The sequence below is a fragment of the Sphingomonas sp. P3_C5 genome (genome assembly GCF_056402635.1).
In genome coordinates, this window is sequence record NZ_JBFUHA010000009.1 from 26,053 (window position 1) to 47,623 (window position 21,571).

The 21,571-nt window shown below is 65.1% G+C and carries 22 protein-coding genes; 10 read left to right on the plus strand and 12 right to left on the minus strand.

Features of this window, described 5'->3' with window-relative positions; genetic code table 11:
• The gene (locus AC1DVS_RS20110) at positions 1–1,317 is read right to left on the minus strand and encodes an NAD(P)/FAD-dependent oxidoreductase (protein ID WP_478025763.1); all 1,317 of its coding nucleotides are present in this window, start codon (positions 1,315–1,317) and stop codon (positions 1–3) included.
• A 216-nt stretch (positions 1,318–1,533) separates the two neighbouring features.
• On the opposite strand from AC1DVS_RS20110, the gene AC1DVS_RS20115 reads away from it, so the two are divergent.
• The 3 genes from AC1DVS_RS20115 (at position 1,534) to AC1DVS_RS20125 (ending at position 3,961) form a co-directional block, all read left to right on the plus strand.
• Positions 1,534–1,911 carry a hypothetical protein gene (locus AC1DVS_RS20115; RefSeq protein WP_478025765.1) on the plus strand — a complete coding sequence of 126 codons (378 nt, stop codon included), beginning with the start codon at positions 1,534–1,536 and terminating at the stop codon, positions 1,909–1,911.
• A gap of 221 nt (positions 1,912–2,132) precedes the next feature.
• Complete coding sequence (gene galE / locus AC1DVS_RS20120; protein ID WP_478026124.1) at positions 2,133–3,128, plus strand: UDP-glucose 4-epimerase GalE; 996 nt, start codon at positions 2,133–2,135, stop codon at positions 3,126–3,128.
• A 71-nt stretch (positions 3,129–3,199) separates the two neighbouring features.
• Positions 3,200–3,961, plus strand: coding sequence for a hypothetical protein (locus tag AC1DVS_RS20125; RefSeq protein ID WP_478025767.1), 762 nt, complete (start codon positions 3,200–3,202; stop codon positions 3,959–3,961).
• Between the two features lie 310 nt (positions 3,962–4,271).
• Here AC1DVS_RS20125 and AC1DVS_RS20130 read toward each other — a convergent pair whose 3' ends face one another.
• Positions 4,272–4,697, minus strand: coding sequence for a hypothetical protein (locus AC1DVS_RS20130; protein WP_478025769.1), 426 nt, complete (start codon positions 4,695–4,697; stop codon positions 4,272–4,274).
• Positions 4,698–4,888: 191 nt separating this feature from the next.
• Here AC1DVS_RS20130 and AC1DVS_RS20135 point away from each other — a divergent pair, with 191 nt between their 5' ends.
• From AC1DVS_RS20135 to AC1DVS_RS20145, 3 genes are read left to right on the plus strand one after another with little or no spacing between them, the layout of a single operon-like run.
• Entirely contained in the window at positions 4,889–5,098 is a 210-nt protein-coding gene (locus tag AC1DVS_RS20135) for a helix-turn-helix transcriptional regulator (RefSeq protein ID WP_478025770.1), read from the plus strand.
• Positions 5,070–5,501 carry a hypothetical protein gene (locus AC1DVS_RS20140; RefSeq protein ID WP_478025772.1) on the plus strand — a complete coding sequence of 144 codons (432 nt, stop codon included), beginning with the start codon at positions 5,070–5,072 and terminating at the stop codon, positions 5,499–5,501. The genes AC1DVS_RS20135 and AC1DVS_RS20140 overlap by 29 nt, the downstream gene beginning before the upstream one ends.
• Before the next feature lie 29 nt (positions 5,502–5,530).
• Positions 5,531–6,397, plus strand: coding sequence for a TraB/GumN family protein (locus AC1DVS_RS20145; protein ID WP_478025773.1), 867 nt, complete (start codon positions 5,531–5,533; stop codon positions 6,395–6,397).
• A gap of 13 nt (positions 6,398–6,410) precedes the next feature.
• Here the strand turns inward: AC1DVS_RS20145 and AC1DVS_RS20150 are convergent, their stop codons facing one another.
• Both AC1DVS_RS20150 and AC1DVS_RS20155 read right to left on the minus strand, forming a co-directional pair.
• Positions 6,411–7,397 (minus strand): hypothetical protein, encoded by a 987-nt coding sequence (locus AC1DVS_RS20150; protein WP_478025775.1) that lies wholly within the window; start codon positions 7,395–7,397, stop codon positions 6,411–6,413.
• 177 nt (positions 7,398–7,574) lie between these two features.
• Positions 7,575–7,697 (minus strand): tail fiber protein, encoded by a 123-nt coding sequence (locus AC1DVS_RS20155; protein ID WP_478025776.1) that lies wholly within the window; start codon positions 7,695–7,697, stop codon positions 7,575–7,577.
• A 100-nt stretch (positions 7,698–7,797) separates the two neighbouring features.
• On the opposite strand from AC1DVS_RS20155, the gene AC1DVS_RS20160 reads away from it, so the two are divergent.
• Positions 7,798–8,640 carry a glycine zipper domain-containing protein gene (locus AC1DVS_RS20160; RefSeq protein ID WP_478025778.1) on the plus strand — a complete coding sequence of 281 codons (843 nt, stop codon included), beginning with the start codon at positions 7,798–7,800 and terminating at the stop codon, positions 8,638–8,640.
• Positions 8,641–8,689: 49 nt separating this feature from the next.
• On the opposite strand, the gene AC1DVS_RS20165 is transcribed toward AC1DVS_RS20160, so the two are convergent.
• The 4 genes from AC1DVS_RS20165 to AC1DVS_RS20180 all read right to left on the minus strand — a co-directional run bounded on the left by AC1DVS_RS20165 (position 8,690) and on the right by AC1DVS_RS20180 (position 12,350).
• Entirely contained in the window at positions 8,690–9,856 is a 1,167-nt protein-coding gene (locus tag AC1DVS_RS20165; protein WP_478025779.1) for an aminotransferase class I/II-fold pyridoxal phosphate-dependent enzyme, read from the minus strand.
• 80 nt (positions 9,857–9,936) lie between these two features.
• Positions 9,937–10,158 (minus strand): nitrate/nitrite transporter NrtS, encoded by a 222-nt coding sequence (nrtS, locus tag AC1DVS_RS20170; protein ID WP_478025781.1) that lies wholly within the window; start codon positions 10,156–10,158, stop codon positions 9,937–9,939.
• Positions 10,159–10,264: 106 nt separating this feature from the next.
• Positions 10,265–10,693, minus strand: coding sequence for a hypothetical protein (locus AC1DVS_RS20175; protein ID WP_478025783.1), 429 nt, complete (start codon positions 10,691–10,693; stop codon positions 10,265–10,267).
• A 262-nt stretch (positions 10,694–10,955) separates the two neighbouring features.
• Positions 10,956–12,350 carry a metal-dependent hydrolase family protein gene (locus AC1DVS_RS20180; RefSeq protein WP_478025785.1) on the minus strand — a complete coding sequence of 465 codons (1,395 nt, stop codon included), beginning with the start codon at positions 12,348–12,350 and terminating at the stop codon, positions 10,956–10,958.
• A 47-nt stretch (positions 12,351–12,397) separates the two neighbouring features.
• On the opposite strand from AC1DVS_RS20180, the gene AC1DVS_RS20185 reads away from it, so the two are divergent.
• The 3 genes from AC1DVS_RS20185 (at position 12,398) to AC1DVS_RS20195 (ending at position 17,288) form a co-directional block, all read left to right on the plus strand.
• Positions 12,398–14,581 (plus strand): penicillin acylase family protein, encoded by a 2,184-nt coding sequence (locus AC1DVS_RS20185; RefSeq protein ID WP_478025787.1) that lies wholly within the window; start codon positions 12,398–12,400, stop codon positions 14,579–14,581.
• A gap of 36 nt (positions 14,582–14,617) precedes the next feature.
• Positions 14,618–16,291 carry a hypothetical protein gene (locus AC1DVS_RS20190; protein WP_478025789.1) on the plus strand — a complete coding sequence of 558 codons (1,674 nt, stop codon included), beginning with the start codon at positions 14,618–14,620 and terminating at the stop codon, positions 16,289–16,291.
• 139 nt (positions 16,292–16,430) lie between these two features.
• The gene (locus AC1DVS_RS20195; RefSeq protein ID WP_478025791.1) at positions 16,431–17,288 is read left to right on the plus strand and encodes a hypothetical protein; all 858 of its coding nucleotides are present in this window, start codon (positions 16,431–16,433) and stop codon (positions 17,286–17,288) included.
• Positions 17,289–17,370: 82 nt separating this feature from the next.
• On the opposite strand, the gene AC1DVS_RS20200 is transcribed toward AC1DVS_RS20195, so the two are convergent.
• From AC1DVS_RS20200 to AC1DVS_RS20215, 4 genes are all read right to left on the minus strand, one after another.
• Positions 17,371–18,165 carry an HvfC/BufC family peptide modification chaperone gene (locus AC1DVS_RS20200; protein ID WP_478025793.1) on the minus strand — a complete coding sequence of 265 codons (795 nt, stop codon included), beginning with the start codon at positions 18,163–18,165 and terminating at the stop codon, positions 17,371–17,373.
• On the minus strand, positions 18,162–19,088 hold the full coding sequence (gene bufB / locus AC1DVS_RS20205; RefSeq protein ID WP_478026126.1) for an MNIO family bufferin maturase: 927 nt from the start codon (positions 19,086–19,088) through the stop codon (positions 18,162–18,164). The genes AC1DVS_RS20200 and bufB overlap by 4 nt, the downstream gene beginning before the upstream one ends.
• A 7-nt stretch (positions 19,089–19,095) precedes the next feature.
• A complete protein-coding gene (locus AC1DVS_RS20210; protein ID WP_478025795.1) occupies positions 19,096–19,641 on the minus strand; it encodes a hypothetical protein in 546 nt (181 codons plus the stop codon).
• Positions 19,642–19,806: 165 nt separating this feature from the next.
• On the minus strand, positions 19,807–21,447 hold the full coding sequence (locus tag AC1DVS_RS20215) for a ferritin-like domain-containing protein (protein ID WP_478025797.1): 1,641 nt from the start codon (positions 21,445–21,447) through the stop codon (positions 19,807–19,809).
• Positions 21,448–21,571 lie beyond the last annotated feature (124 nt).

Below are 21,571 nucleotides of genomic sequence, written 5' to 3' on the forward strand. Positions count from 1 at the left end.
TCAGTGCAGCTTGAGACGCGGCCTGATGATCGTGTTCACCCGTCCGATCACGATCAGCCCCATCCCGCGCAGCCAGCCATGGATCGCGATCAGATGCATGCGGTAGAGCGAGACATAGACGAAGCGCGCGATGCGCCCCTCGATCGCCATCCGCCCGCCGATGAGATTGCCCATCAGGCTGCCCACTGTCGAGAAGCGGCTGATCGACACCAGCGAGCCATGATCGTGATATTCGAACGGCACCAGCTCGCGCCCGTCCATCAGCCGCACGAGATTGCGGAACACAGCGCTCGCCATCTGATGCGCCGCCTGTGCGCGCGGCGGGACGGCGCGGCCGGTCTTCGGGTCGGGGCAGGAGCAGCAATCGCCCAGCGCGAAGACGCGGTCGTCAAGCGTGCTCTGCAGGGTCGGCCGGACGAGCAGCTGGCAATTGGGATTGGTCTCGAGCCCGCCGATATGGTCGAGTGTCGCAGCGCCGCGCACGCCGGCCGCCCAGACCCGCAGCTCGCTCTGGATGCGCTCGCCTCCGCCGGTGACGATCGCATCGGCGGTCACCTCGGTGACGCGCGTATCGGTCAGCACGCGAACGCCCAGGGTTTCCAGCTCGGCGTGCGCGGCGCCGGCCAGCTTTTCGGGAAGGGCGGGAAGGATTCGCGGGCCCGCCTCGATCAGCGTCACCTGCAGCCGGCTCTCGTCGAACGTCTCGAGCCCGTAATAGCGTAGGGCACCGGCTGAGTTGAACAGCTCGGCGGTCAATTCCACCCCTGTCGCGCCGCCGCCAACCACGGCGATGCGGACATGCTCGTCAGAGGCCGGGTCAGCGCTCATTGCGCGGGAGACGCGCAGGCAATGGTTAAGCAGCCGATTGCGGAACCGGTCGGCCTCGGCCCGATCGTCGAGCACCATGCAATGGTCTCGCGCACCCGGCGTCCCGAAATCGTTGGTAACCGATCCGACCGCAAGAACCAGATAGTCGTAGCGGATGCGGTGGCGCCCGATCAGCTCGCTGCCATCCTCATCGAGCAGCGGCGCGACGATGATCTCGCGCTCGGCGCGGTCGACGCCTTCGAGTGTTCCAAGGAAGAAGCGATAGCCCCAGCGATGGCAATGGCTGCGATAGCCCACCTCGTCGAGATTCGCGTCCAGAGATCCCGCCGCGACCTCGTGGAGCAGGGGTTTCCAGATATGGGTGCGGTTGCGTTCCACGAGGATGATGTCGTGCCGCTTGCGCCCATATTTCGCGCCGAGCCGCCGTGCGAGCTCAAGCCCGCCCGCGCCGCCACCGACGATCACAATCTGAATTTTGCGCTGTTCCAACCCGGCCTCCCGGTGTTCCAAATGAGCGATCCTTGGCTGTTTGGCGAGTGCAATTACGCAGACAATTGCCGTCCGATCGACTTTTTCCCTCCTTGGGGTGTTCCAGGTGATGCACATTGGAGCGTGGAACACGGTGTTCCGATTTTGGGATCACGTGAGTCGTCACCGGAATGGTTATGTTCTTGCGCAACGCTACGTTACGCGGGGGATGAAAAGATGCTGGCTCACGACTTTGCGATTAAACGGAATCGTGTCGACCTGCTCCGTGACAAGGCGCCGATCGAGAAGGCGCGGCACATCCAGGCGCAGCGCCGCCTGCGCGACGAGATCCTGGGTGCCGAGCTGTTCGGTGATCCAGGCTGGGATCTGATGCTTGATCTCTATGTCGCCCAGGCTGGCGGAAAGCGCGTCTCGGTGACGAGCGCCGCGATCGGATCGGGCAAGCCGATGTCGACCGGGCTGCGCTGGGTCAAGCTGCTGATCGAGCACGGCCTGATCCTGCGCGAGGCCGATCCGCATGATGGCCGCCGCTCCTATCTGCATCTGACCGACAACGCTCTCGACGCGCTCGAGGATTTCCTCGCCCGCTCCTGATGCCGTGTTCGGCGTGACTGATCCTGACGGGCGCGCGAGCAAGCGCGCCCGTATTCAGCATGTGCTGTTCCATGTTCCATTGGGTGTTCCACGCAGTATTCCGGTGTCCCGCGGGGCGAACTGTTTGATTTTTGGCATCATCTCATCCCGAAGGCCGGTTCCGCATCGACTTTTGTCAGCATGAGCGGCTAAGCGCGACTGCGGTCGAGCGAGGAATGACGATGCTGAACGGTGCGGTGCTGGTAACGGGTGGGGCAGGCTATATCGGCAGCCATGCGGTGCTGGCGCTGCTCGATGCCGGCCACAGGGTGGTGGTGATCGACAATCTCACCACTGGCTTCGCCTGGGCGGTCGATCCGCGCGCAACGCTGATCCAAGGCAATATCGAGGACGATGACGTGGTGCGCGCTGCGCTGCGCGATCACAATGTCCGTGCGATCATGCATTTCGCCGGCTCGATCGTAGTGCCGGAATCAGTCACCGATCCGCTCAAATATTATCGCAACAACACAGTCGCCAGCCGCGCCCTGCTCGAAAGCGCAGTGGTGTGCGGCGTACCGCATTTCATCTTCTCCTCCACCGCCGCGACCTATGGCACCCCGGAGAAAGTGCCGGTCTCGGAGAGCGATCCGACCGTGCCGATCAACCCCTATGGCACCTCGAAGCTCATGACCGAGGCAATGCTGCGCGATGTCGCCGCCGCCCATCCCATCAACTATTGCGCGCTGCGCTATTTCAACGTCGCCGGCGCTGATCCGAAGGGCCGCACCGGCCAGTCGACCGCCGGCGCGACCCATCTCATCAAGATCGCGGTCGAGGCGGCGACCGGCAAGCGCGAGTCGGTCGGCGTGTTCGGCACGGATTACGACACGCCCGACGGCACCGGCGTGCGCGACTATATCCATGTCAGCGATCTCGCTGCGGCCCATGTCGCGGCACTCGACCTGCTGGTCGCTGAGCCGACCCGCAACCACATCCTCAACGCCGGCTATGGCCGCGGCTTCTCGGTGCTCGAGGTGCTCGATGCAGTCGACCGCGTCACCAACATGAAGCTGAACCGGGTCGTCCAGGACCGCCGCCTCGGCGATGCAGGCGAGCTGGTCGCCGACAATCGCGCGATCCTGGCGACGCTCGACTGGCGGCCGGCGCGGGACAATCTCGATACGATCGTCACTGATGCGCTGGCATGGGAAAGAGCGCTGCAGCAGCGGGGGTAGAGCGGCTTGCCCTCGAAAATGACAAACATGTTCATTGCGGTGCGCCACCACCCTCTCTAGGCGACCCGCGAATGCGTTCGGCTTCTTTCCAATCCGAGTCGGACCGGCCTCGCGCATCGCTGCGGCGGCGCATCGGCTCCTTTCTGCTGGCATTGGCTGCCGAGCTGCTGATTGTGCTCGGACTGATCACGCTTGCATGGCGCGAGCCTACCCCGCCGAAACCGAAGCCCGAACCGAACACCTTCAGCCTGATGCCGTCAGCCGAGAAGAAGGCCGCGACGAAGAAAGCATCGCAGAGCAACGCGCATTCGAAGAGCGCCGCGCCCAAGACGGCGCCGCCGGCGCCGATCGTCCCGCCGGTCCTCAGTAAACCAGCGCCAAATCCGATGCTTAACGACAAGGAGCTGTTCGACGCCGCGGATATTTCCAAGATGCACGGCGACAGCGGCGATACCGGCGACAGCAAAGCTGCCTATGGTCCGGGCGAGGGGCCGGGCGGCGAGCGGCTGTTCAATGCCGAATGGTACCGTGAGCCGACCGACGGTGAACTCGCCCATTATCTGCCGCCGACGGTAACGTTGGGAAGCTGGGCCGAGATCGCCTGCAAGACGATCCCKGACTATCATGTCGAGAATTGCCGTTCGCTCGGCGAATCCCCGGTCGGCTCCGGGCTCGCCAGGTCGTTGCGGCTGGCCGCCTGGCAGTTCCGCGTCCGTCCGCCGAGGATCGGCGGCAAGACGCTTATTGGTGCCTGGGTGCGCATCCACTTCGACTTCTCGAAGCAGAGGAAGAGGGACGAGCCCAAGCCCGAGGTCGAGTCGGACGCGCAGTGAAGAATGCTGCGCGGTGGTGATCCGACGCGGTTATCAGGGAATTTCTTTTTTTCTTGATGCCGCTGCGAGGTAGATTTCTATAGATTTACAATGACTTGTGTGAATAGTTCGTAACTCAGGCCACGCAGGAACAGGGAATAACAGGGAAATTAACAGGGAATAACAGGGAAATTCGGGCGCCAGCGGCCAGCCGCTACAGGCGAAGTATCAAAGGCCGACGATGGGAAAGAGCGGTCCGGGCTTCTGGCGTCCCGGGGCATCATATTGTGCCATCTGATGATGCTGTTGAATCAGCTTGCGCGATCCGCCGTCAGGCCAGACGGCTCCAGTTCAGCCAGATGCCCACAGCGTGCACCACGGCGAACCCCAGCACGATCACTGAACTCCATACCAGAAACGCCGGGCTGCGATCCGGCATGCGTGTGAGCATCAGCGGCAGGGCAGCGGCGCGCAACGTGAAGACGGTGCAGATGGCGATCAGCGCCGGCTGGAGCAGGGGCAGGCGGGGCAGCATCCCTGCTCCCGAGAAGGCATAGGCCGACCAGAATCCCAGCACCGTGGCGATACCGATCGTGATGAGCGCCGGCCGCAGTGACCCGCGCTCGGCCATCCGCGCCATCCGATCGCCGGCGCCGAGAAACCGATACCAGGCCGGCCCGCCAATGATGCAGGCGAGGTGAAGCAGGGCGGCACCAACGTTCAGCACACCCGCTGCGATCAGCCACCCTCGTTCCATTCTCACCCCCAGAGCCGCGTCAGCGTCGGCCCATCATCGCGCAATCGAGATTGGTTGTCCCGAAGCTATTTAGGAAGCGCCTATGTCAGGTGTTCATTGCGATATGTAAGGTTGTATTGACACACCCCCTGATTCGGCGTAGTCAGGTTATACTGACATAAAGTCAGGATAACCGGACGAACGGAGCGCAGATGAAGAACCGGCTGAAAGTGTTGCGGGCCGAGCGGGACTGGAGCCAGGCTGAGCTTGGTGGCCGGCTCGGCGTCTCGCGCCAGGCGGTGAATGCGATCGAGACAGGCAAGCACGATCCCTCCTTGCCGCTCGCCTTCAGAATTGCGCGGCTGTTCGGTCTGGCGATCGAGGAGATTTTCAATGACGAGCAGGACAGCGGCAATGGGTGACCCCGCGAACAATCCCGGCGAACGGGCAGAGGCTGCCCGTAAACGCCGCTTTCTCGCGCTGATCGCGATCTATGTCGCGGTTGCCGTGGTGATGGTGGTTGGGACGGCGGTGTTCAAACGCCCCGGCCAGCAGGTGGAGCCGAGCTGGGCGATTGCCTTTGCCATTCTCTATGTCGGCGTCTCGCTGATCGGCGGGTGGCGAATGTGCCGCGTGGTCGACGAGGTCGAGATGCGTGACAATCGCGCGGCGGCGGTGTGGGCGGGTTGCTTCTACGGTCTCACCTATCCCGTGTGGTTCTTCCTGTGGAAGGGCGGCCTTGTGCCTGAACCCAGCCATATCCTGATGTACGCAGCGACTGTGTTCGTCGCCATGGCGACCTATCTGGCACGCAAGATCTTCTGAGTTCGCAGCCTGTCAATCGGAGAAAATCGATGAAGACGATCCTGCGCGGCGCGCTCGCCGCGTTGCTGATGATGCTCGCCGCCGGCGCAGCCCAGGCGGAGGATGCCCATCCGGCGCTTTGGAAGGTGCAGCGCGGCGACACCACCATCTATCTGTTCGGCACCAATCATGCGCTGAAGCCGGAGGTGACCTGGTTCGACGGGCCGGTAAAAGCTGCGTTCGAGCAGAGCCAGGAACTGGTGCTCGAAGTGCTCGAACCCGATCCGGCGCGGATGGCCGCAATCGTCGGCGCGGCGACCACCAGCGACGCCAGGCCATTGATCGATCGGCTGCCCGAAAAGGAGCGCGCAGCCTATGCGCAACGTCTCGCCTCCTTCGGCCTCCCACCAGCCGCCTTCGACCGCTTCGACCCCTGGTTCGCAATGGTGAATTTCAGCGGATTGGCGCTCCGCAAGGCGGGGTACGACACCGATCTCAGTTGCGAACATATCCTCGTTGCCGCGGCGCGGAATTCGGGCAAGGCGCTGGTCGGGCTCGAAACCCCCGAGCAGCAATTCGGCTATTTCAAATCGGCGCCGGTGCCCTTGCAGCTTGAGTCGCTGGTCCGGTTCCTCGACCGCGACCGCACCGCTGAGGTCGTGGACAACATTGCCCGGCTATGGCGCGGCGGCGATCCGGAAGGTGTAGCCGCCGCGATGAATGCTGAATTCACGTCACCCGCTTTTGCCAAAACGATTGTCACTGATCGCAACGCGCGCTGGGCGCTATGGATCGAGGCGCGGCTGGCCAGGCCCGGAATTGCGTTCGTGGCGGTGGGCGCTGGACATCTCGGCGGAGAGGAGAGCGTGCAGGCGGTGCTCGCGCGCGACGGAATCAAGGCCGAGCGGGTCTATTGAAGGGGTCTGGACCCTAGCGCCGCGAAAGGTCACCCGCTTCCATCGCGGGCGGCAGCGCGGGGTTGGTGCTGTGCCAGGTCGGTATCCAGGCGCTTGGCTGGTGGCCCCACATGTTGAGCTGGCCAAGCGCATCGAACAGCCCGAGAAACTGGTGATAGGTCGCGCCCTCTAGTTCCTCGGCGATCGGGCAGCCGAGCGTCACGATCTTCAGGCCAGCGGTCTTCTCCGCATCGAGCGTGCGCAGCGCATTGCCGATCGCCAGCGCGCCCTTGCTGTGGCCGATCACGGTCGAAAACGGCGTCGCCCGATCCCGCATCAGCGCATGCAGCACGTCGGACGAGCCACATCCGTGGCGAAAGACCGGCGCGCCGTGCAGTGTCTTCGCGTCAGGCACTGAGGCGGCGAGCCCGCGCCCGATGGTCGCCGCGCTGGGCGCGACATTGGCCAGCGCATTCTGCACCACGCTTTTCGTGCCGAGATAATCGTGCAGTCCGAAACCGAACCAGCCGCCCATCCCCTGCAGCATCATATCAGCGAGGCCATAGCCCGGCACGATCGCCAGCACCGGCTTTTGCAGTGCCACCGAAACGTCCCAGGCGAGAGCCGCGCTGCCGAGTGCCGAGCTCCCGACGCCAGCGATGGTGGCGACCTCGACCGCACGAGTCTCGGGGTGGGGCGAATCCAGGAACAGCCCGAGATCGTGATATTGATGGACATAGGGCGCGGTCGTCGCGTCGATCAGCAGCAGCGAGCCCTCGGGATTGCTCAGCGCACCAAGATCGATGATCCGCGTCGGCAGCTTTTCGCCTGTGGTCGCTACCTCCAGATCACGCCGGCGCAGGTCGGCGACCAGATCGGGCACGTCGTAGAAGACCGAGTCCAGCAGCGTGTTGAACAGCCGGCACGCATCGACCGCTGGCTTCACGAATGCGGCGGGAAGCTCGAACGCCCTGAGCGGCACGATGTCCGGTATCGGCGGCTGGTTCGTGATTGCGTTCATCTCGATCGCCTCCACCATGCCGGATTCCCCGGACCGCGCCGACTCTATGCCGCGCTGCAGCATAGTGACAGCTTTGAGCGCTGAAGGAAATGATGCGCGGGAAGTCGCACCATAATGGCTCTGATTGTGCGGCCGCTTGCTAACCCGCAATCGCTTCGCGTCAGGCGGAGGGCCCGATCAGCATTTTCCGCGCAGATCGGGCGTTGCGAAGTTGAATTCGCCATCTCCGCCATAGCTGGTCTGGATCAGCACGAAGAGCGCCTGATAGGCCTCGATCGCGATCAGCGCACCATCGCACAACGAGGATCCGCAATCGGAGGCAGGATCGTCCGTCTTCCGGTCAGCCGGCGTTCACACGAAACGCCTTATCGTTTCGGCTTGCGTTGAAAGGATGTGCCTGATGTCCCAGTCATTCCGGCGAACCACTTGCGCCATGGTCGCGCTGGTGACAGCCATCTCCCCGCTCTCGACAACGATCGCCGCGGCACAATCCTATCCACCGCCCCAATCCAGTTATCAGGACGCGCCGCAGCAAGACTATCAGGCGGCGTCATCTGATGATCAGGGCTCCGATTATGACGCGCCCCCGCCCCCAGGTTATGACGCGCCGCCTCCCGGCTATGACGGCACGCAGCCGCCGCCGCCTCCGCCCGGTTATCAGCAGGATCAGGCCGAGGCCGCCCAGCGCGAGCAGGACCAGCGCTACGAGGCTTATGCCGAGGACTGGTCGGAGCGGAACTGCGTCAGGGCGCGGAGCAACGCGACCGCGGGCGCGGTGATCGGCGGACTGTTCGGCGCGCTGCTCGGCTCGAGCATTGCCGGCCGCCATGATCGCGGCGCGGGCGCCTTTGTCGGTGGAGTGGCAGGCGCCGCGGGTGGTGCGGCGATCGGCGATTCAAGCCGCAACGACACTAGCCCCGGCTGCCCGCCCGGCTATGTCGTGCGGGGTGGCGCCCCGGCCTTTTATTATGAAGGCTATGGCGATTCCTATTATTATGCCGCGCCTGGCTGGTACCGGCCCTGGTATTTCTATGAGGGCCGCTGGCTGTACCGGCCTTACCCCTATCACGGCTGGTATTATCGCCATTACGGCTATGGCGGCCGGCCCTATGGTTACGGCTATCGCTATGGCGGCGGCTACCGGCATTATGGCGGCGGATATCGCGGCGGGTATCATGGTGGCTATCGTGGCGGGTATGGAGGCGGACATCGGGGCGGCGGCGGGTATCACCACCGTCGTTGATAGCGGCATGGATTGAGCGGGCGCGCCGCGATTGAGATGCGGCACTCGCTCAATCCCGCGACCGTCCGCAGGCCGACGCCGTCTCGCCGCCCTGCGCCGCGAACCAGGGCCCGATTCGGCGCAGCGCCTCCTCGATCCGATCAGTCGAGACGGCGAAACTGAAGCGCATGAAACGGTGCCCGTCGACCGGATCGAAATCGATCCCCGGTGCGGTCGCGACGCCGGTGTCGACCAGCAGTCGCATGCAGAAATCCATGCTGTCGTCGGTCAGGTGCCCGACATCCGCCCAAATGTAGAAAGCGCCGTCGGGCGGTGCGATCCGCTTCAGCCCCAGCGCAGGCAGTGCCGCGAGCAGCAGCTCGCGGTTGCGCGCATAGGTGCGGACATGCCCCTCAAGCTCATCGCTGCAATCGAAGGCGGCAAGCCCGGCATGCTGGGCGAGCGAGGGCGGCGTCAGGAACAGATTGCCCATCCGCGCCCGCGCCGCATCGATCAGCGCCGGCGGCACGATCAGCCAGCCGAGTCGCCAGCCCGCCATGCTGAAATATTTCGAGAAGCTGTTGACCACCAGCGCCCCTGGCTCCTCCTGAAGCACCGATCGCGCCGGGCCGACATAGCTCAGCCCGTGATAGATCTCGTCCGACACGATCCTGATGCCTCGCGCGCGGCAGACCCGGGCGATCGCCGCCAGCTCCTCGGGCGCGATGATCGTCCCGGTCGGGTTGGCCGGGCTGGCGAGGATCAGCCCCTGTGGCGCCGGATCAAGCCGCTCGATCGCGGCCGCCGTGATCTGGAACCGCTCAGCCTCGCCGCAACCGATCTCGACCGGCTCGAGGTGCAGCGCCTTCACTGTGTTGCGATAAGCAACATAGCCCGGCCGCGCGAACGCCACCCGGTCGCCCGGCGCGAACAGGCAGGAAAGCGCCAGCACGAAAGCGGGCGAGGCGCCGCATGTCAGGATCACCTGTTCGGGATCGACCGAGACGCCATAGTTCTCGGCATAATGCCGCGCGATCCGCGCCTTGAGCGGTGCGCTCTCCCAATAGCCCATCCCGTCGGTGTCAAGTACATGATGCGCGACCGCGATGGCGGCGGCCGGCGCCCCGGTCGAGGGCTGGCCGAACTCCATATGGATGATCGACTGCCCCTCGCTCGCCATCCGATGCGCCTTGCGGCTGATGACGATGGCGTGGAACGGATCGATGAGCGCTGACATGCTGCCGGCTTACAGGCTGGCGCGGCCGGTACAATTGCGTTGCGGCGAGATTACGCCGCGATATGCGTTCGATCGCGTCGTCATCCGGAGCGATACGCAGCGTAGCTTCCATAGCTCGCGACCGCGAACGGCACGAAATAGGTCAGCAGCAGCTTCCAGATCACCAGCGGGTGGCCGCTGAGCAGCGTATCGCCCTGGTTGATGCCGTTCAGGGTCGTGCCGATGATGCCCGCCACTGACAATGAACGTCTGACGGAGCGCGCGGTGAATGTTCGCCTCAGAGCTTCGCCGGGTGTTGCCATGCCGGCCCTTTTCCACGGGTCACCTGTATCCGCAATGGCTCACGTCCGAGCTAAACCGCGTTCAATGTTTACCACCGCGCCGCCCTTTATTACCAGCTGGCGGATCTCACACCTTGCGAGGGCGGCCCTTCATACCCTGACACGGTTCGGGGGAGGCGTGCGTCCTTGTCTGCACGATCATGCGGATGTGCTTCCCACCCACATCAGCCGATGGAGCGACGTGCATCTGATCCGCTGAGTTTATTGCAAGAACAAGCGTGTTGGCGTCTCGCCAGCGCATACTCAGCCCATATTCGCAATCGCTGCCGACGTTATAAAAATCGGCTACGCGGATTGGCTCCTGCCCCTGATGATCCGATGGATGAAGCTCGACAAGATACCCGTAAGCCGTAGTCGCTCCGCCATTGGTTTCGGTCAGGATGGCATGTGTCCGCCCATCCGGCGAGGCCGCCCAGGCTCGCTCCTCATGGCCAACGTCACCGGTTATGTCGCAGGAGCTGAGCAGCAATCCGGCAAGGATGATCATTTTACGCATTGCCGCTGAGTGCCTGCTTTGCGCGGTGTCGGCAATCGGGCGGCGGTCAAGCTGCTTTCCGTCCCACACCCACCCCCCGGCTTTTTGGGTGATGCCCTGTGCGGCCCGGACGGGGCGGCGAAACCCGGAGAAAGGCGGCCATTGCCCCCGAACAGCACCCAACTATTCTAATTGTACGTGCAAAGCGGAGGCACCTCGAAGCTGAAGCACGCGCTAGGTGGCGGCTGCATTGCGGTGGTGACGACTCAGGGTGAAAGCACCTTCAGTGTCCCCGGTGCTTCCGCGGCCCGCTTGGGCTCCGGTTGGGGTAACCCGTGATCGTGCGCTTCATCACGACGTTCACGATTCCATCGACTGCGCCGACCTTGTACGCAGCGGCAGCGGTGCGTGCCGCTTCCGAGAGGTCCAGGACCACCACACCGCCCTTGATGATGAGGCTCACCTTCCGAACCACCGAGATATTGTAGGTCGGATCGCCGTCCACCGCGATGAGATCGGCGAGCAGCCCCACCTTCACCGCACCGACCCTGCCGTCGAGATGAAAGGCCTTCGCATTGCCAGAGGTCGCGGCGATCAGCACCTGCGCCGGAGACATTCCGCCCGCCGCCATCAGCTCCATCTCACGCGCATTCTCGCCGTGGGCGAACACGCCGACATCGCCGCCCATGCACATCGGCACGCCGGCCGCGCGCGCCAGCGCGAAGCTGTGCCGGTTCTCCTCGACCGCGGCCGGCGCCGGATCGCTCCCGTTCCAGCCGCGATAGCGCGACACTGCATCCGAGGCGGCGAGGGTCGGGCAGAGGGCAATGCCCTTGTCGTGCATCGCCCTGAAGATCTCCGGCGTGCCGCCATAGCCATGCTCGATCGTGTCGACCCCGGCGGCGATCGCGCGGCGCATGCCCTCGGCGGTCGCAGCATGGACGGCGACGAGGCGCCCCGCGTCATGCGCCGCCTCGGTCCCCGCCTTCAGCTCGGCGGCGGAAAGCGTCGCGCGGCTCGGTTCGCCGGGGCCCCAGCGATAATCGGCGTAGAATTTCACCACATCAGCCCCCGCAGCGATCTGGCTGCGCACCGCGCGGACAATGTCGTCCACTCCGCTCACCTCCTGCGCCCCCTGCGGAACCGCCACGCCCGGCTCGAATCCCTTCGGCCCATAAGCGCCCAATGCCACGATCGCGCGCGTCGCCACCAGCAAGCGCGGCCCCGGCACGATCCCCTGGTCGATCGCTTTCTTCAGCCCGACATCGGCATAGCCGGCTCCCTCGGTGCCGAGGTCGCGTTCGCTGGTGAACCCGGCCATCAGCGTCGCCCGTGCCTGCGCCACCGCCCGCGCGGTGCGCAAGGCGAGCGGCTCGTGCAGCACCTGATCGTCCCAGCTCGTCTCGTTATAGGGATGGAGGAAGAGGTGGCCATGTCCCTCGATCATCCCGGGCATCAGCGTCTGCCCGGGCAGGTCGATGGTCCGAGCCCCCGCCGGTGCGGTGAGGTTCGGCCCGATAGCGGTAATCCTGTCGCCCTCGACCAGCACCTGCCAGCCGATATGCGGCGCCGGATCGACGCCGTCGAATACCTGCATCGGCTTGAGCAGCAGCGCCTGCGGCTCGGCGGCGGCGACAGGGCCGGCGATCAACAGCAGCAGTGCCAGCCAATATCGCATCGTCCCTGCTCCTTGTCGCGGGTGCGCCTACCCGATAGCCTTCGCCCATGGATACCTTCGCCCGCCGCCTTCGCAACCCGCTCCTCGCGCTCGCGCTGATCCTCCCTGTCGCTGCGTCCGCGCAAGCTATGCCGCGCTGGAAGGCCGAGGCGGCGAAGGTCACCATCACGCGGGACAGCTGGGGCATCGCCCATATCGTCGGCAAGACTGATGCCGACGCCGTGTTCGGCGCGATCTACGCCCAGGCCGAGGATGATTTCAGCCGCATCGAGGCGAACTACCTCACCGCGCTCGGCCGCACCGCCGAGGCCGATGGCGAGAAGGCGATCTGGGCCGATCTGCGCCAGCGCCTCTATGTCGATCCGGTCGTCCTGCAGAAGCAATATCGCGAGAGCCCCGCCTGGCTGCGCAAGCTGATGGACGCATGGGCCGACGGGCTGAATTATTATCTCGCCACCCACCCGAATGTTCACCCCAAGGTGCTGACCCGTTTCGAGCCCTGGATGGCGCTCTCCTTCACCGAAGGCAGCATCGGCGGCGATATCGAGCGCATCTCGCTCACCGAACTGCAGAGTCTCTATGGCGGCCGCCCGGTCGCGATGACCGATATCGAAACCGGCCGCGCCCCCCGCGAGCCGGTCGGTTCGAACGGCATCGCCATCGCGCCGAAGAACACAGTCGACGGCCATGCCCTGCTGCTGATCAACCCGCACACCAGCTTCTATTTCCGCTCCGAGCTGCAGATGACGAGCGGGGAGGGGCTTAACGCGTACGGCGCTTCAACCTGGGGCCAGTTCTTCATCTATCAGGGCTTCAACGCGAACGCCGGCTGGATGCACACCTCGTCGGGCGTCGACAATGTCGATGAGTTCGCCGAGACCTTCGTCTTCAACTCCGGCAAGCTCTTCTATCGCTATGGCGAGAAGCTCCGGCCGGTCGAGCGCAGCCGCATCACCATCGCCTTCCGCCAGCCAGACGGCAGTATGGGCAGTCGCAGCTTCACCGTGACCAGCACCCATCACGGCCCCGTTGTCGCAAAGCGCGACGGCAAATGGATCGCCACCTCGCTGATGTGGAAACCGATCCCAGCGCTCGAGCAAAGCTGGCTCCGCACCAAAACGACGGACCTCGCCTCCTATATGCATGTCGCCGAGCTCCAGGCGAACAGTTCGAACGACACGCTGTTCGCCGACAGCAAGGGCGAGATTGCCTATCTCCACCCCCAATTCGTGCCGATCCGCGAAGACCGTTTCGATTACACCAAGGCGGTCGATGGCTCGGACCTCGCGACTGACTGGAAGGGCCTGCACAGCATCGCGTCTTTGCCCAATGTCATCGATCCGCCGGTCGGCTGGGTGAAGAACACCAATGACTGGCCCTGGCAATCGGCCGGGCCGGACAGCCCCAAGGCCAAGGACTTTCCGCGCTATATGGATCAGGCCGGCCACAATGCGCGCGGCACGCACTCCGATCTGCTGCTGACCGGCCGCCACGATTTCACCCCTGAGGGCCTGCGCGCGGCCGCCTATGACAGCTATCTCCCCGCCTTCGCGACGCTGATCCCGCAACTGGTAGCTGCCTATGACGCCATGACGTCAACCGATCCGCGCCGCGTGTCGCTCGCCGGTCCGATCGCGGCACTGCGCGGCTGGGATTATCGCTGGGCCGCTACGTCGGAGCCAACCACGCTCGCTGTCTTCTGGGGCGATACGCTGTGGAAGGACGTCGGCAGCTTCGCCCGCGCCGAGCGGATGAATGTGCCCGACTATATCGCCGCGAAGGTCACGCCGGATGCGAAGCTCGATGCCCTCGTTCAGGCCACGGCTCGCCTGACCCGCGATTTCGGCGGCTGGCGTGTGGCCTGGGGCAAGGTCAACCGCTTCCAGCGGCTCGATGATTCGATCGAGGCGCATTTCGACGACACGAAGCCGAGCATCGCCGTGCCCTTCACCTCGGCGCAATGGGGCTCGCTCGCCTCGTTCGGCGCAAAGCCTTATCCCAATACGAAGAACTATTACGGCACCAGCGGCAACAGCTTCGTCGCGATCGTCGAGTTCGGGCCAAGGCTCAAGGCATGGGCAGTCACCGCCGGCGGCGAGAGCGGCGATCCCGCTTCGCCCCATTTCAACGACCAGGCCCAGCGCTACGCCGACGGCAATCTCCGCCCGGTCTGGTTCTACCCGGACGATCTCAAGGGACATATCGAGCGGACCTATCGGCCGGGCGAATGATGCCGTCCGTCAAATCCATGGCCACCGAATTTAAGGATGACGATGTCCGAACAGAATGAAGTGGCCGCTCCTGCCGCCAGCCTTTCAGGCTTTGCCCCGGCACCGGTTTCGACCGGGCTGATGTCGGGCAGCGTGGCGGTGCGCAGCTACAGCGAGAGCCGGGCCGGCGACGACAGCGACATCTTGCCCGATGCTCTGCTGGAATTCACCGGCATCGACATGACCGCCTGGGCCACCGCGTTTCTCGGTTCCGTGGACAAACTGTTCGCGCCGGATATGGCCGCCGCGATCGCCAAGCTTGATCCGGATCGCGCGGCGTCGCTCGCCAGGTACAAAAGGCGCCTCGCCAAGGTCATCGCCCAGACGCTGATCCCTGTACTCGTCGTTCCCGGCGAGGTGCCGGCGGTCGAGCCGGCCCGCACGCTCTTCCACCAGTCCCTGCTTGAAAGCCTCGGCTCCGCCTATGCGGCAAATGCCGGGGAGGGCGCCCCGTTGCGCCGTTGTCCGCCGCTGCCCGTGATCAGCGATGCCCGCGCAATCACTACGCAGTCGCCAGCCTCGATCGTCGAGGCACTCTTGTGGGACTATACCGTCACAATCGCGATGCCGGAGGCGGTGCAAGACGAACTGCTGTTGTCGGTCGTTCTGAACCCACCGCCGCTGCTGCCGGAGGGAATCGCAGGGCCGCAGCTCCGCTCCGACGCGGAGACCCTGTTCGAGGCCCTCGCCCGAACCGCTTTCGAATATCCCCAGATCGCACCGCATCTCGCGCAAGTGCTCGCGGGCGGCGACGCGGCGGTGGCGCGTGCTGCGCTTGAGCGGGTGGAAGCCCTGATCGGCGGCGTCGCCCGCACCTGGCCCGACTGGTTTGGGCGCACCCTCCCATCCGAAGCGATATCTACGGCGGAACCCGGCAACTGGAGCTACAGGATCGACTTCGCCCGGTGTCCGGAGCTCCACGTAACCCGCCTGCCGGACGAGCACGACACACTGCCGCCATGGCCACTGATCGCCGGCTTCACCACGCCGGCCGAGTCTGGCCAGTCGACAGACAGCTATCAGCCCTCGACCAGCCTTCCCGCCGAAGCGCTGACGTTCACTTGGGCGCGCCTGCCCATAGTCTGGGTGCAACAGGCGAATATTGCAGCGAGCACGAGGCGAAACGCCAATCTGGTGCCGTCCGATGCGCCCGAGGGCACCCTGGTCGATCCGGCATTCATCTACCAAACGTCGACTGTAGCCGGCCCGGAATCCATCAGCCCGTCCGCCGAGCTGTCGTCACAGCCCATCCCGATCGGAACAGTCGCGGCAACTCTGTCGGCGGCGGTCGACGAGCTCCTCGCACCCTTCCTCGCCTCGCCAGCGATGGCCGGGCTCGCGCTATGCGACATCCGGATCGAAATCGAAGCGGCGTACCGAGTCTCGCTGGCCGACGGGATCGACAGCGACATGCCGATCTTCCGGTCAGGGGCTATTCTTGCGCTGTCCTCCACCGCTCCGGCCGAGGCGATTCCGGTCGCCGAATTCCGAAGCGGCGTGATTGAGGCGCTCTTTGGTTGGCACGCCGCGATGCTGCCCGACGACCCCCACGCCGCGATCCGCTTCGCGATCACCCTGTTGTCCGCAGGCGCGGACACGCCATCACCCTTGGCCCAACTCGGCCAGGTTACAGCCGCGGTCCCGGTTGCCAGCGCGGATTGGTGGCGATGATCGGCTGACGGCTTGCGGCCGTTCATGCTGCGCGCTTCCCGCTTCCAAAATTTTTTTCGGAACCGTGTCGAATTCCGGAGAGGTCGTTCGTCGTTCCGATGAGGCGCCGAGAGGGCGGCTCTGACGAGGAGGCAAGACGATGCGCATCACGATATTCGCAAAGGCGACTGACGACAGCAGAAAGGCTGGAACCCTGCGGGCCACAGGCACCCATGCCGGCAAGCTGAGGGCCGGCGCGGCCGCCATTCTCGCCGCCGCCATTCTCGCTGTCACCGGCCCGGCTGTCACCAGCCCCGCGGTAGCGAACTCACCCGCCGCTGACGCACCGGTCGCGACCCCCGCCGCCAAATACCCGCACATGGCCCCGGTCGAAGCCTATCTCATGGACCGCAGCCAGGAAATCGCCCTGGCCAGAAGCGCCGCGCCCGAGTCCATCTCAAGGGAGGCAACCGTCCTTGTCCTGACCCGCACCGGCTACGAAACCGCCATCACCGGCACCAATGGTTTTGTCTGCATGGTGTCACGGGGCTTCAGCGGCGCGCCCGATTGGCCCGAGCGGTGGAACCCGAAAATCCGCGCCGCCGAATGCCAGAACCCGCAGGCCGCGCGCTCGGTCGCAGTGCTCGCCAGACTCCGCACAGACATGACCCTTGCCGGCCGGACCGACGCCGAAATCCTGGACCGCATCAAGGCAGCCCTCCGCACCGGGGAAATCCCGCCGCTGGGAGCCGGCGCGATGAGCTACATGATGTCGAAGGGCTCCTATCTGCAGGATGAGGGCGAGCACAGCATGCCGCACGTCATGGTCTTCGTGCCCTTCAAAAATGGTGACAGCTGGGGCGCCAACGCAGCCGGTTCCCCGGTCATGGGCGGCAATTACTGGTTCTTCACGCCCGCCCACGACGCGGACACCGCCGCCCTGCCGCCGCTGTCGGTCCTCATCGTCGGGGTCACCACCTGGTCGGACGGGACGCCCGCCGGAGCGCATCGGATGTGAACGGCGACGGGGTGGCGGAACCCAAAATTAGGCGCCCCGCCTTCAAATGGCTCGGGTCCTCGGCCGGCCATCGCCGCCAGGGTCAGCCATCGGCCGGGACGAAGAAGCCCCATTCGATCCAGCGATCACGGCTGCCCCGCGCCTCCCGCCAGGAACGGCGCGCCTCTTCGGGGTCGAGCCCGAACCGGGCTGCAACATCGGCCAATGCCGCCGCGACGCCGCTGCCTGCCAGCATCCCGGCCAGAAAGGCATGGTGCGTGTCGCCCAGCGGCACCGTGCGGATGACATAGTCGGTTCGCACCAGCGCGACATGGCCGGGGGCGGGCAGGGGCAGCGGCGGAGTCTCGCCGCGCCGCACTGCGTGATAATAGTCCGCGACCGGAAAGCCATAGCTACCCAGCGCGAAGGCCGGCTGCAGGCGGAGCGCTGCGTCGGGCGTGTCGGATGTTGCGAACGGGCGGCCCTCATTGCCCTCGGCATCGAACATCCCGAACACCGCATATTCGAAATCGGCGAGGTCGATCATGAAGTCGACCCATGGCTCGCGTGCAACGCCGTCCGGCCGGCTCGCGTCCATCCAGCCCGCGAAGCGGCGGCCAAGATCGTAGAGCGTATGCCGCACCGGCGGGCAATCGCGGATATAATCAGCGACGAAATCATCGAACAGCGCGCGGCCGAGCGCGTGACACAGCGCCGGGAACTGCTCGCGCATGCAGGCGGCGATGCGCAGGAAATAGCCACGCTGATAGACCGCCAGCCCGCCGGCCGCTCCGAGCCGCCCGTCGCCGGCGAACAATGCCTGCGCCGAAGCCGGATCGGCACCGGGAAAGACCAGCGCGTCGTGCATCCGGCGTTGCGCCGCCGCCAGCGCTGTCATGCCGCCTCCTCGAACAGGCCGTTCATCACTCGCGGCACGATGAAGCCGACTGGATTGGAAACCCCCTCATCGCCCGTCTCATACGCCTCGGTCGCAAGCGGCGCTGATACGCCCGCCATATACAGCTCGGCCTTGCGCAGCTCGGCGAGACACCCCTCAAAATCGGGGATATGGTCGTCCCATTCGAGCAGGGTCGAGGCGCCGCCGGTCAGCCTCCAGGCGAGCCGGAACAGCTCCCAGACTTCGGCCCGCACCGGCCGGTCATGCGTGTCGATCAGATGACTGCCCATGTCCTGATGCCCGGCGAGATGCATCTGAACGACCCGGTCACAGGGAAAGGCGGCGAGATAGGCGGTGGGATCGGCGCCGGCGTTGAAGCAGGTGACAAAGACATTGTTCACGTCGAGCAGGAGGCCGCAGCCGGTTTCCTCGGCCAGCGCGCGGAGGAAACCGGGTTCGTCGAGCGTCGACTCGGCGAAGCGGACATAGCTGCTCGGGTTCTCGAGGATCAGCGGGCGCTCGAGATAATCCTGCACCTGGCGGACTCGCGCCGCGACATGGGCGAGGCTCTCCTCGGTCAGCGGCATCGGCAGCAGGTCGTGCGAATTGTGCCCGTTCACCCCGGTCCAGCACAGATGGTCGCTGACCCAGGCCGGACGGACCTCGTCAGCCAGCCGCTTGAGCGAAGCGAGATAGTCGAAATCGAGCGGATCGGTGCTGCCGATCGAAAGCGAGACGCCGTGCAGCACGAGCGGATAGCGCTCGGCGACAGCGCGGATCACGGCACGCGGCCGCCCGCCCGAATCCATGAAATTCTCGGAGATCGCCTCGAACCACAGGTCCTGGGGTTCGCCCGACAGGATCGTCTCGAAATGCACGCTGCGCAGGCCAAGCCCCAGGCCGAGCCGGGGCAGGCCTGCCAGCGCGCCTTCAGCTGCAGCCACCGGCCCCGCTCATCCCGCTCGATCCGCACGCAGTCATGTTGCCGCGCTCGCTATTGTCAGTGCTGATCCACAGATAGGTCGGCCCGGTCGCGGCGAACGCGGCGGGTGCGGGCCCCGGCACCGCCGGCAGCGACCGGGTGGAGGCGATCGTGCCCGCCGCCTGCTCCTGCTTGAGCGTCTCAAGCGTCGCGGCCCAGTTCGCCTCGAACACCGCCCGCGCCCGCAACCACACGCTCTGGCCCTGGTTCGGCCCGTTGGTGCTGAAGCGCTCGGCGTTGATCGGCGTCGCGCACGATCCCTGCGATCGGCAGGCATTGGCGCCGGGATTGTTCATCTCCTCTCCGGTACCGTAAAGGCCGCAGCCGCCTTGTCCCTTGCAGTCATTCTGGACATGGCAGGTATGGTCGGTTCCGGTCGAGCAATAGCCCTGCCCCGCGCACGCATTCGGCCCAGTGCCGCCCGGCGGGCCGGCGGTGCCGAACCGGTCTGCTCCAGCGCAGGCGTTCAGCCCCATACAGGCGTGGAGCGGCATGCCCGCGGGTTGTGGTCCAATCACATTCTGGCCCGGAAAGGCCGGCTCCGCGGCATATGGGTAAGGGGTCGGCACAGGGACACCGGGCGGAGGAGCCGGTGTCGGCGCCGGAGTGGAGCAGGATACCATGGGTCGTTCCTCTTGCGGCAATACGGGGTCGGCTGGCTATGAGCTGGGCTGGACGGTGGCCCAATAAGGCCCGACATCGGGCAGGTGCATCGAATGGCCGTCGGCGCTCGTCTTGGTGAGGGCCACGCCGACATAATAGATGATGTTCTGCATCACCTTGACGAGATCGCCGTCCTTCTCGATCTTTGCGGCCTCCGCGGCGAAGTTCAGATGGTCGAGCGCCTCGGCGATCTTGTCGCCTGCCTCATCGGCCGAGAGCTCGCCGATGATCGCCTTGGCAGCCTCGATCGCTGCGTTGCCAAAATTGGTCAGCCCCGCGAAGGAATTCACGCGGAGGCCGAGTGAGACATTCTCGAAGGTCGGCCCCATCATCGTGCCCGCATAGGGGCCGCTGCCGATCGGGATCTGCCGAAGGGTGCGGATATATTTATCGAGCACCCAGATCATCGAGCGGTGCAGCCCTTCGTTGAAGAACAGCTTCTGTTCCGCCGGCGGCACCAGATAGATCGTCTCGGTCATGATCAGCATGTACTGGAAACAGGCGCTGCAGAAATTGGCGATGTCCGAATAGAGCGGCGGATAGCTGGCCGCGACCGGGCTGTCCGGCATGTTCACCAGCACCCCGGCGGCGAGGAGATCGGCCTGGGTGACCGAAGGCTGGATCACGTCGGTCGGCGCGGGCGGCTGGCCGGGCCGCTGTTCGGTGGTGCCGGCATAGTCGGCGAACTGGGCCTGGAGCGTCAGGAACTTCACATAATGCGATGCCTCGTCCTTCGACTGATCGTCGTCGGGGCTTGGCCCCACATCCGGTATCGGCACGCCTTCGCCCTGGTCGCAGATCGTGTCGATCGCGGTGGCTGCGTCCTGGACCGACTGGACGGCGATCAGCTGGGTCGGCCCGGCATGGCTGTCCTCATAATCGGGATAGACCGCCGCCGCGGCCGCGCCCTGCACCGGATCGGCCCAGCCCGGTGTCGGCGCAGGCGGTGCGGGCTTCCACGGGTCGAAGCCGGCACCGGGATAGACCGTGTCGACATTGTTCGGCGAATAATTTTCCGGCTGGATCGCATAGGCTGCGTTGCCTTGCTGGAAGTCCGCATCGGTCAGGAAATTCGTGCTCAGCAGGCAGCGGATATAGGAATAAAACTGGCCGATCGTATCCCAGTTGCTGTCCTGCGGCGGCGCATCCCATTGTTCGGGATATTCGATCTGGAGGAAATGCCAGAGCTGCTCGAAGCCGAGCTTGCCGAGCGGAATCTGCACCGCTGTCTGCCCGTCCGGCCCGATGGGGCCCGTCGGATTGTGATATGGCAGCCCGGTCGGATAGGTGCCCGGCGCCTGTTGGTAGAGCTGCGGCGCGACACCCATCGCGAACAGGACGTTCGACGACAGCGACATGTGGAGCATCTCCTCCACCGCCACGCTCATGATGATCCCGCCGGCCTTGTTGGCATAGAGCTGGGCGTCGCTGATCGTCTCGCCGCTCTCGTTGTTCCGGACCAGCGAATAATAAGTGTAGAGATAGATCGGGATGGTCGCGAGCTCGATCTCGATCGCGGTCTGGAGATCGGTCTTCAGCCGGGTGAGCACCTGTTCGCGGGTCCAGCTGGCGTTGAGCGTGGCAACGAACGCCGACTCTGCTGGCGAGAGCGGCGTGACTGGATCAGGCGTGCCCATGGAAGCCCCTTCAGGTCCGAAATGATGCTGGAACCGGGGACAATCAAGCAAACGCAAACCCCGTTACGCTGCGCAGCATATTAGGCTGCCGGCTGGCGGCAACGGGCGATGCAACCATTTTCGT

Coding starts and splice junctions, on each gene's coding strand:
- AC1DVS_RS20115 (WP_478025765.1), top strand. CDS start 1,534: ATGCTGGCTCACGACTTTGCGATTAAACGGAATCGTGTCGACCTGCTC.
- galE (WP_478026124.1), top strand. CDS start 2,133: ATGCTGAACGGTGCGGTGCTGGTAACGGGTGGGGCAGGCTATATCGGC.
- AC1DVS_RS20130 (WP_478025769.1), bottom strand. CDS start 4,697: ATGGAACGAGGGTGGCTGATCGCAGCGGGTGTGCTGAACGTTGGTGCC.
- AC1DVS_RS20135 (WP_478025770.1), top strand. CDS start 4,889: ATGAAGAACCGGCTGAAAGTGTTGCGGGCCGAGCGGGACTGGAGCCAG.
- AC1DVS_RS20140 (WP_478025772.1), top strand. CDS start 5,070: ATGACGAGCAGGACAGCGGCAATGGGTGACCCCGCGAACAATCCCGGC.
- AC1DVS_RS20145 (WP_478025773.1), top strand. CDS start 5,531: ATGAAGACGATCCTGCGCGGCGCGCTCGCCGCGTTGCTGATGATGCTC.
- AC1DVS_RS20150 (WP_478025775.1), bottom strand. CDS start 7,397: ATGAACGCAATCACGAACCAGCCGCCGATACCGGACATCGTGCCGCTC.
- AC1DVS_RS20160 (WP_478025778.1), top strand. CDS start 7,798: ATGTCCCAGTCATTCCGGCGAACCACTTGCGCCATGGTCGCGCTGGTG.
- AC1DVS_RS20165 (WP_478025779.1), bottom strand. CDS start 9,856: ATGTCAGCGCTCATCGATCCGTTCCACGCCATCGTCATCAGCCGCAAG.
- nrtS (WP_478025781.1), bottom strand. CDS start 10,158: ATGGCAACACCCGGCGAAGCTCTGAGGCGAACATTCACCGCGCGCTCC.
- AC1DVS_RS20175 (WP_478025783.1), bottom strand. CDS start 10,693: ATGCGTAAAATGATCATCCTTGCCGGATTGCTGCTCAGCTCCTGCGAC.
- AC1DVS_RS20180 (WP_478025785.1), bottom strand. CDS start 12,350: ATGCGATATTGGCTGGCACTGCTGCTGTTGATCGCCGGCCCTGTCGCC.
- AC1DVS_RS20185 (WP_478025787.1), top strand. CDS start 12,398: ATGGATACCTTCGCCCGCCGCCTTCGCAACCCGCTCCTCGCGCTCGCG.
- AC1DVS_RS20190 (WP_478025789.1), top strand. CDS start 14,618: ATGACGATGTCCGAACAGAATGAAGTGGCCGCTCCTGCCGCCAGCCTT.
- AC1DVS_RS20195 (WP_478025791.1), top strand. CDS start 16,431: ATGCGCATCACGATATTCGCAAAGGCGACTGACGACAGCAGAAAGGCT.
- AC1DVS_RS20200 (WP_478025793.1), bottom strand. CDS start 18,165: ATGACAGCGCTGGCGGCGGCGCAACGCCGGATGCACGACGCGCTGGTC.
- AC1DVS_RS20210 (WP_478025795.1), bottom strand. CDS start 19,641: ATGCCGCTCCACGCCTGTATGGGGCTGAACGCCTGCGCTGGAGCAGAC.
- AC1DVS_RS20215 (WP_478025797.1), bottom strand. CDS start 21,447: ATGGGCACGCCTGATCCAGTCACGCCGCTCTCGCCAGCAGAGTCGGCG.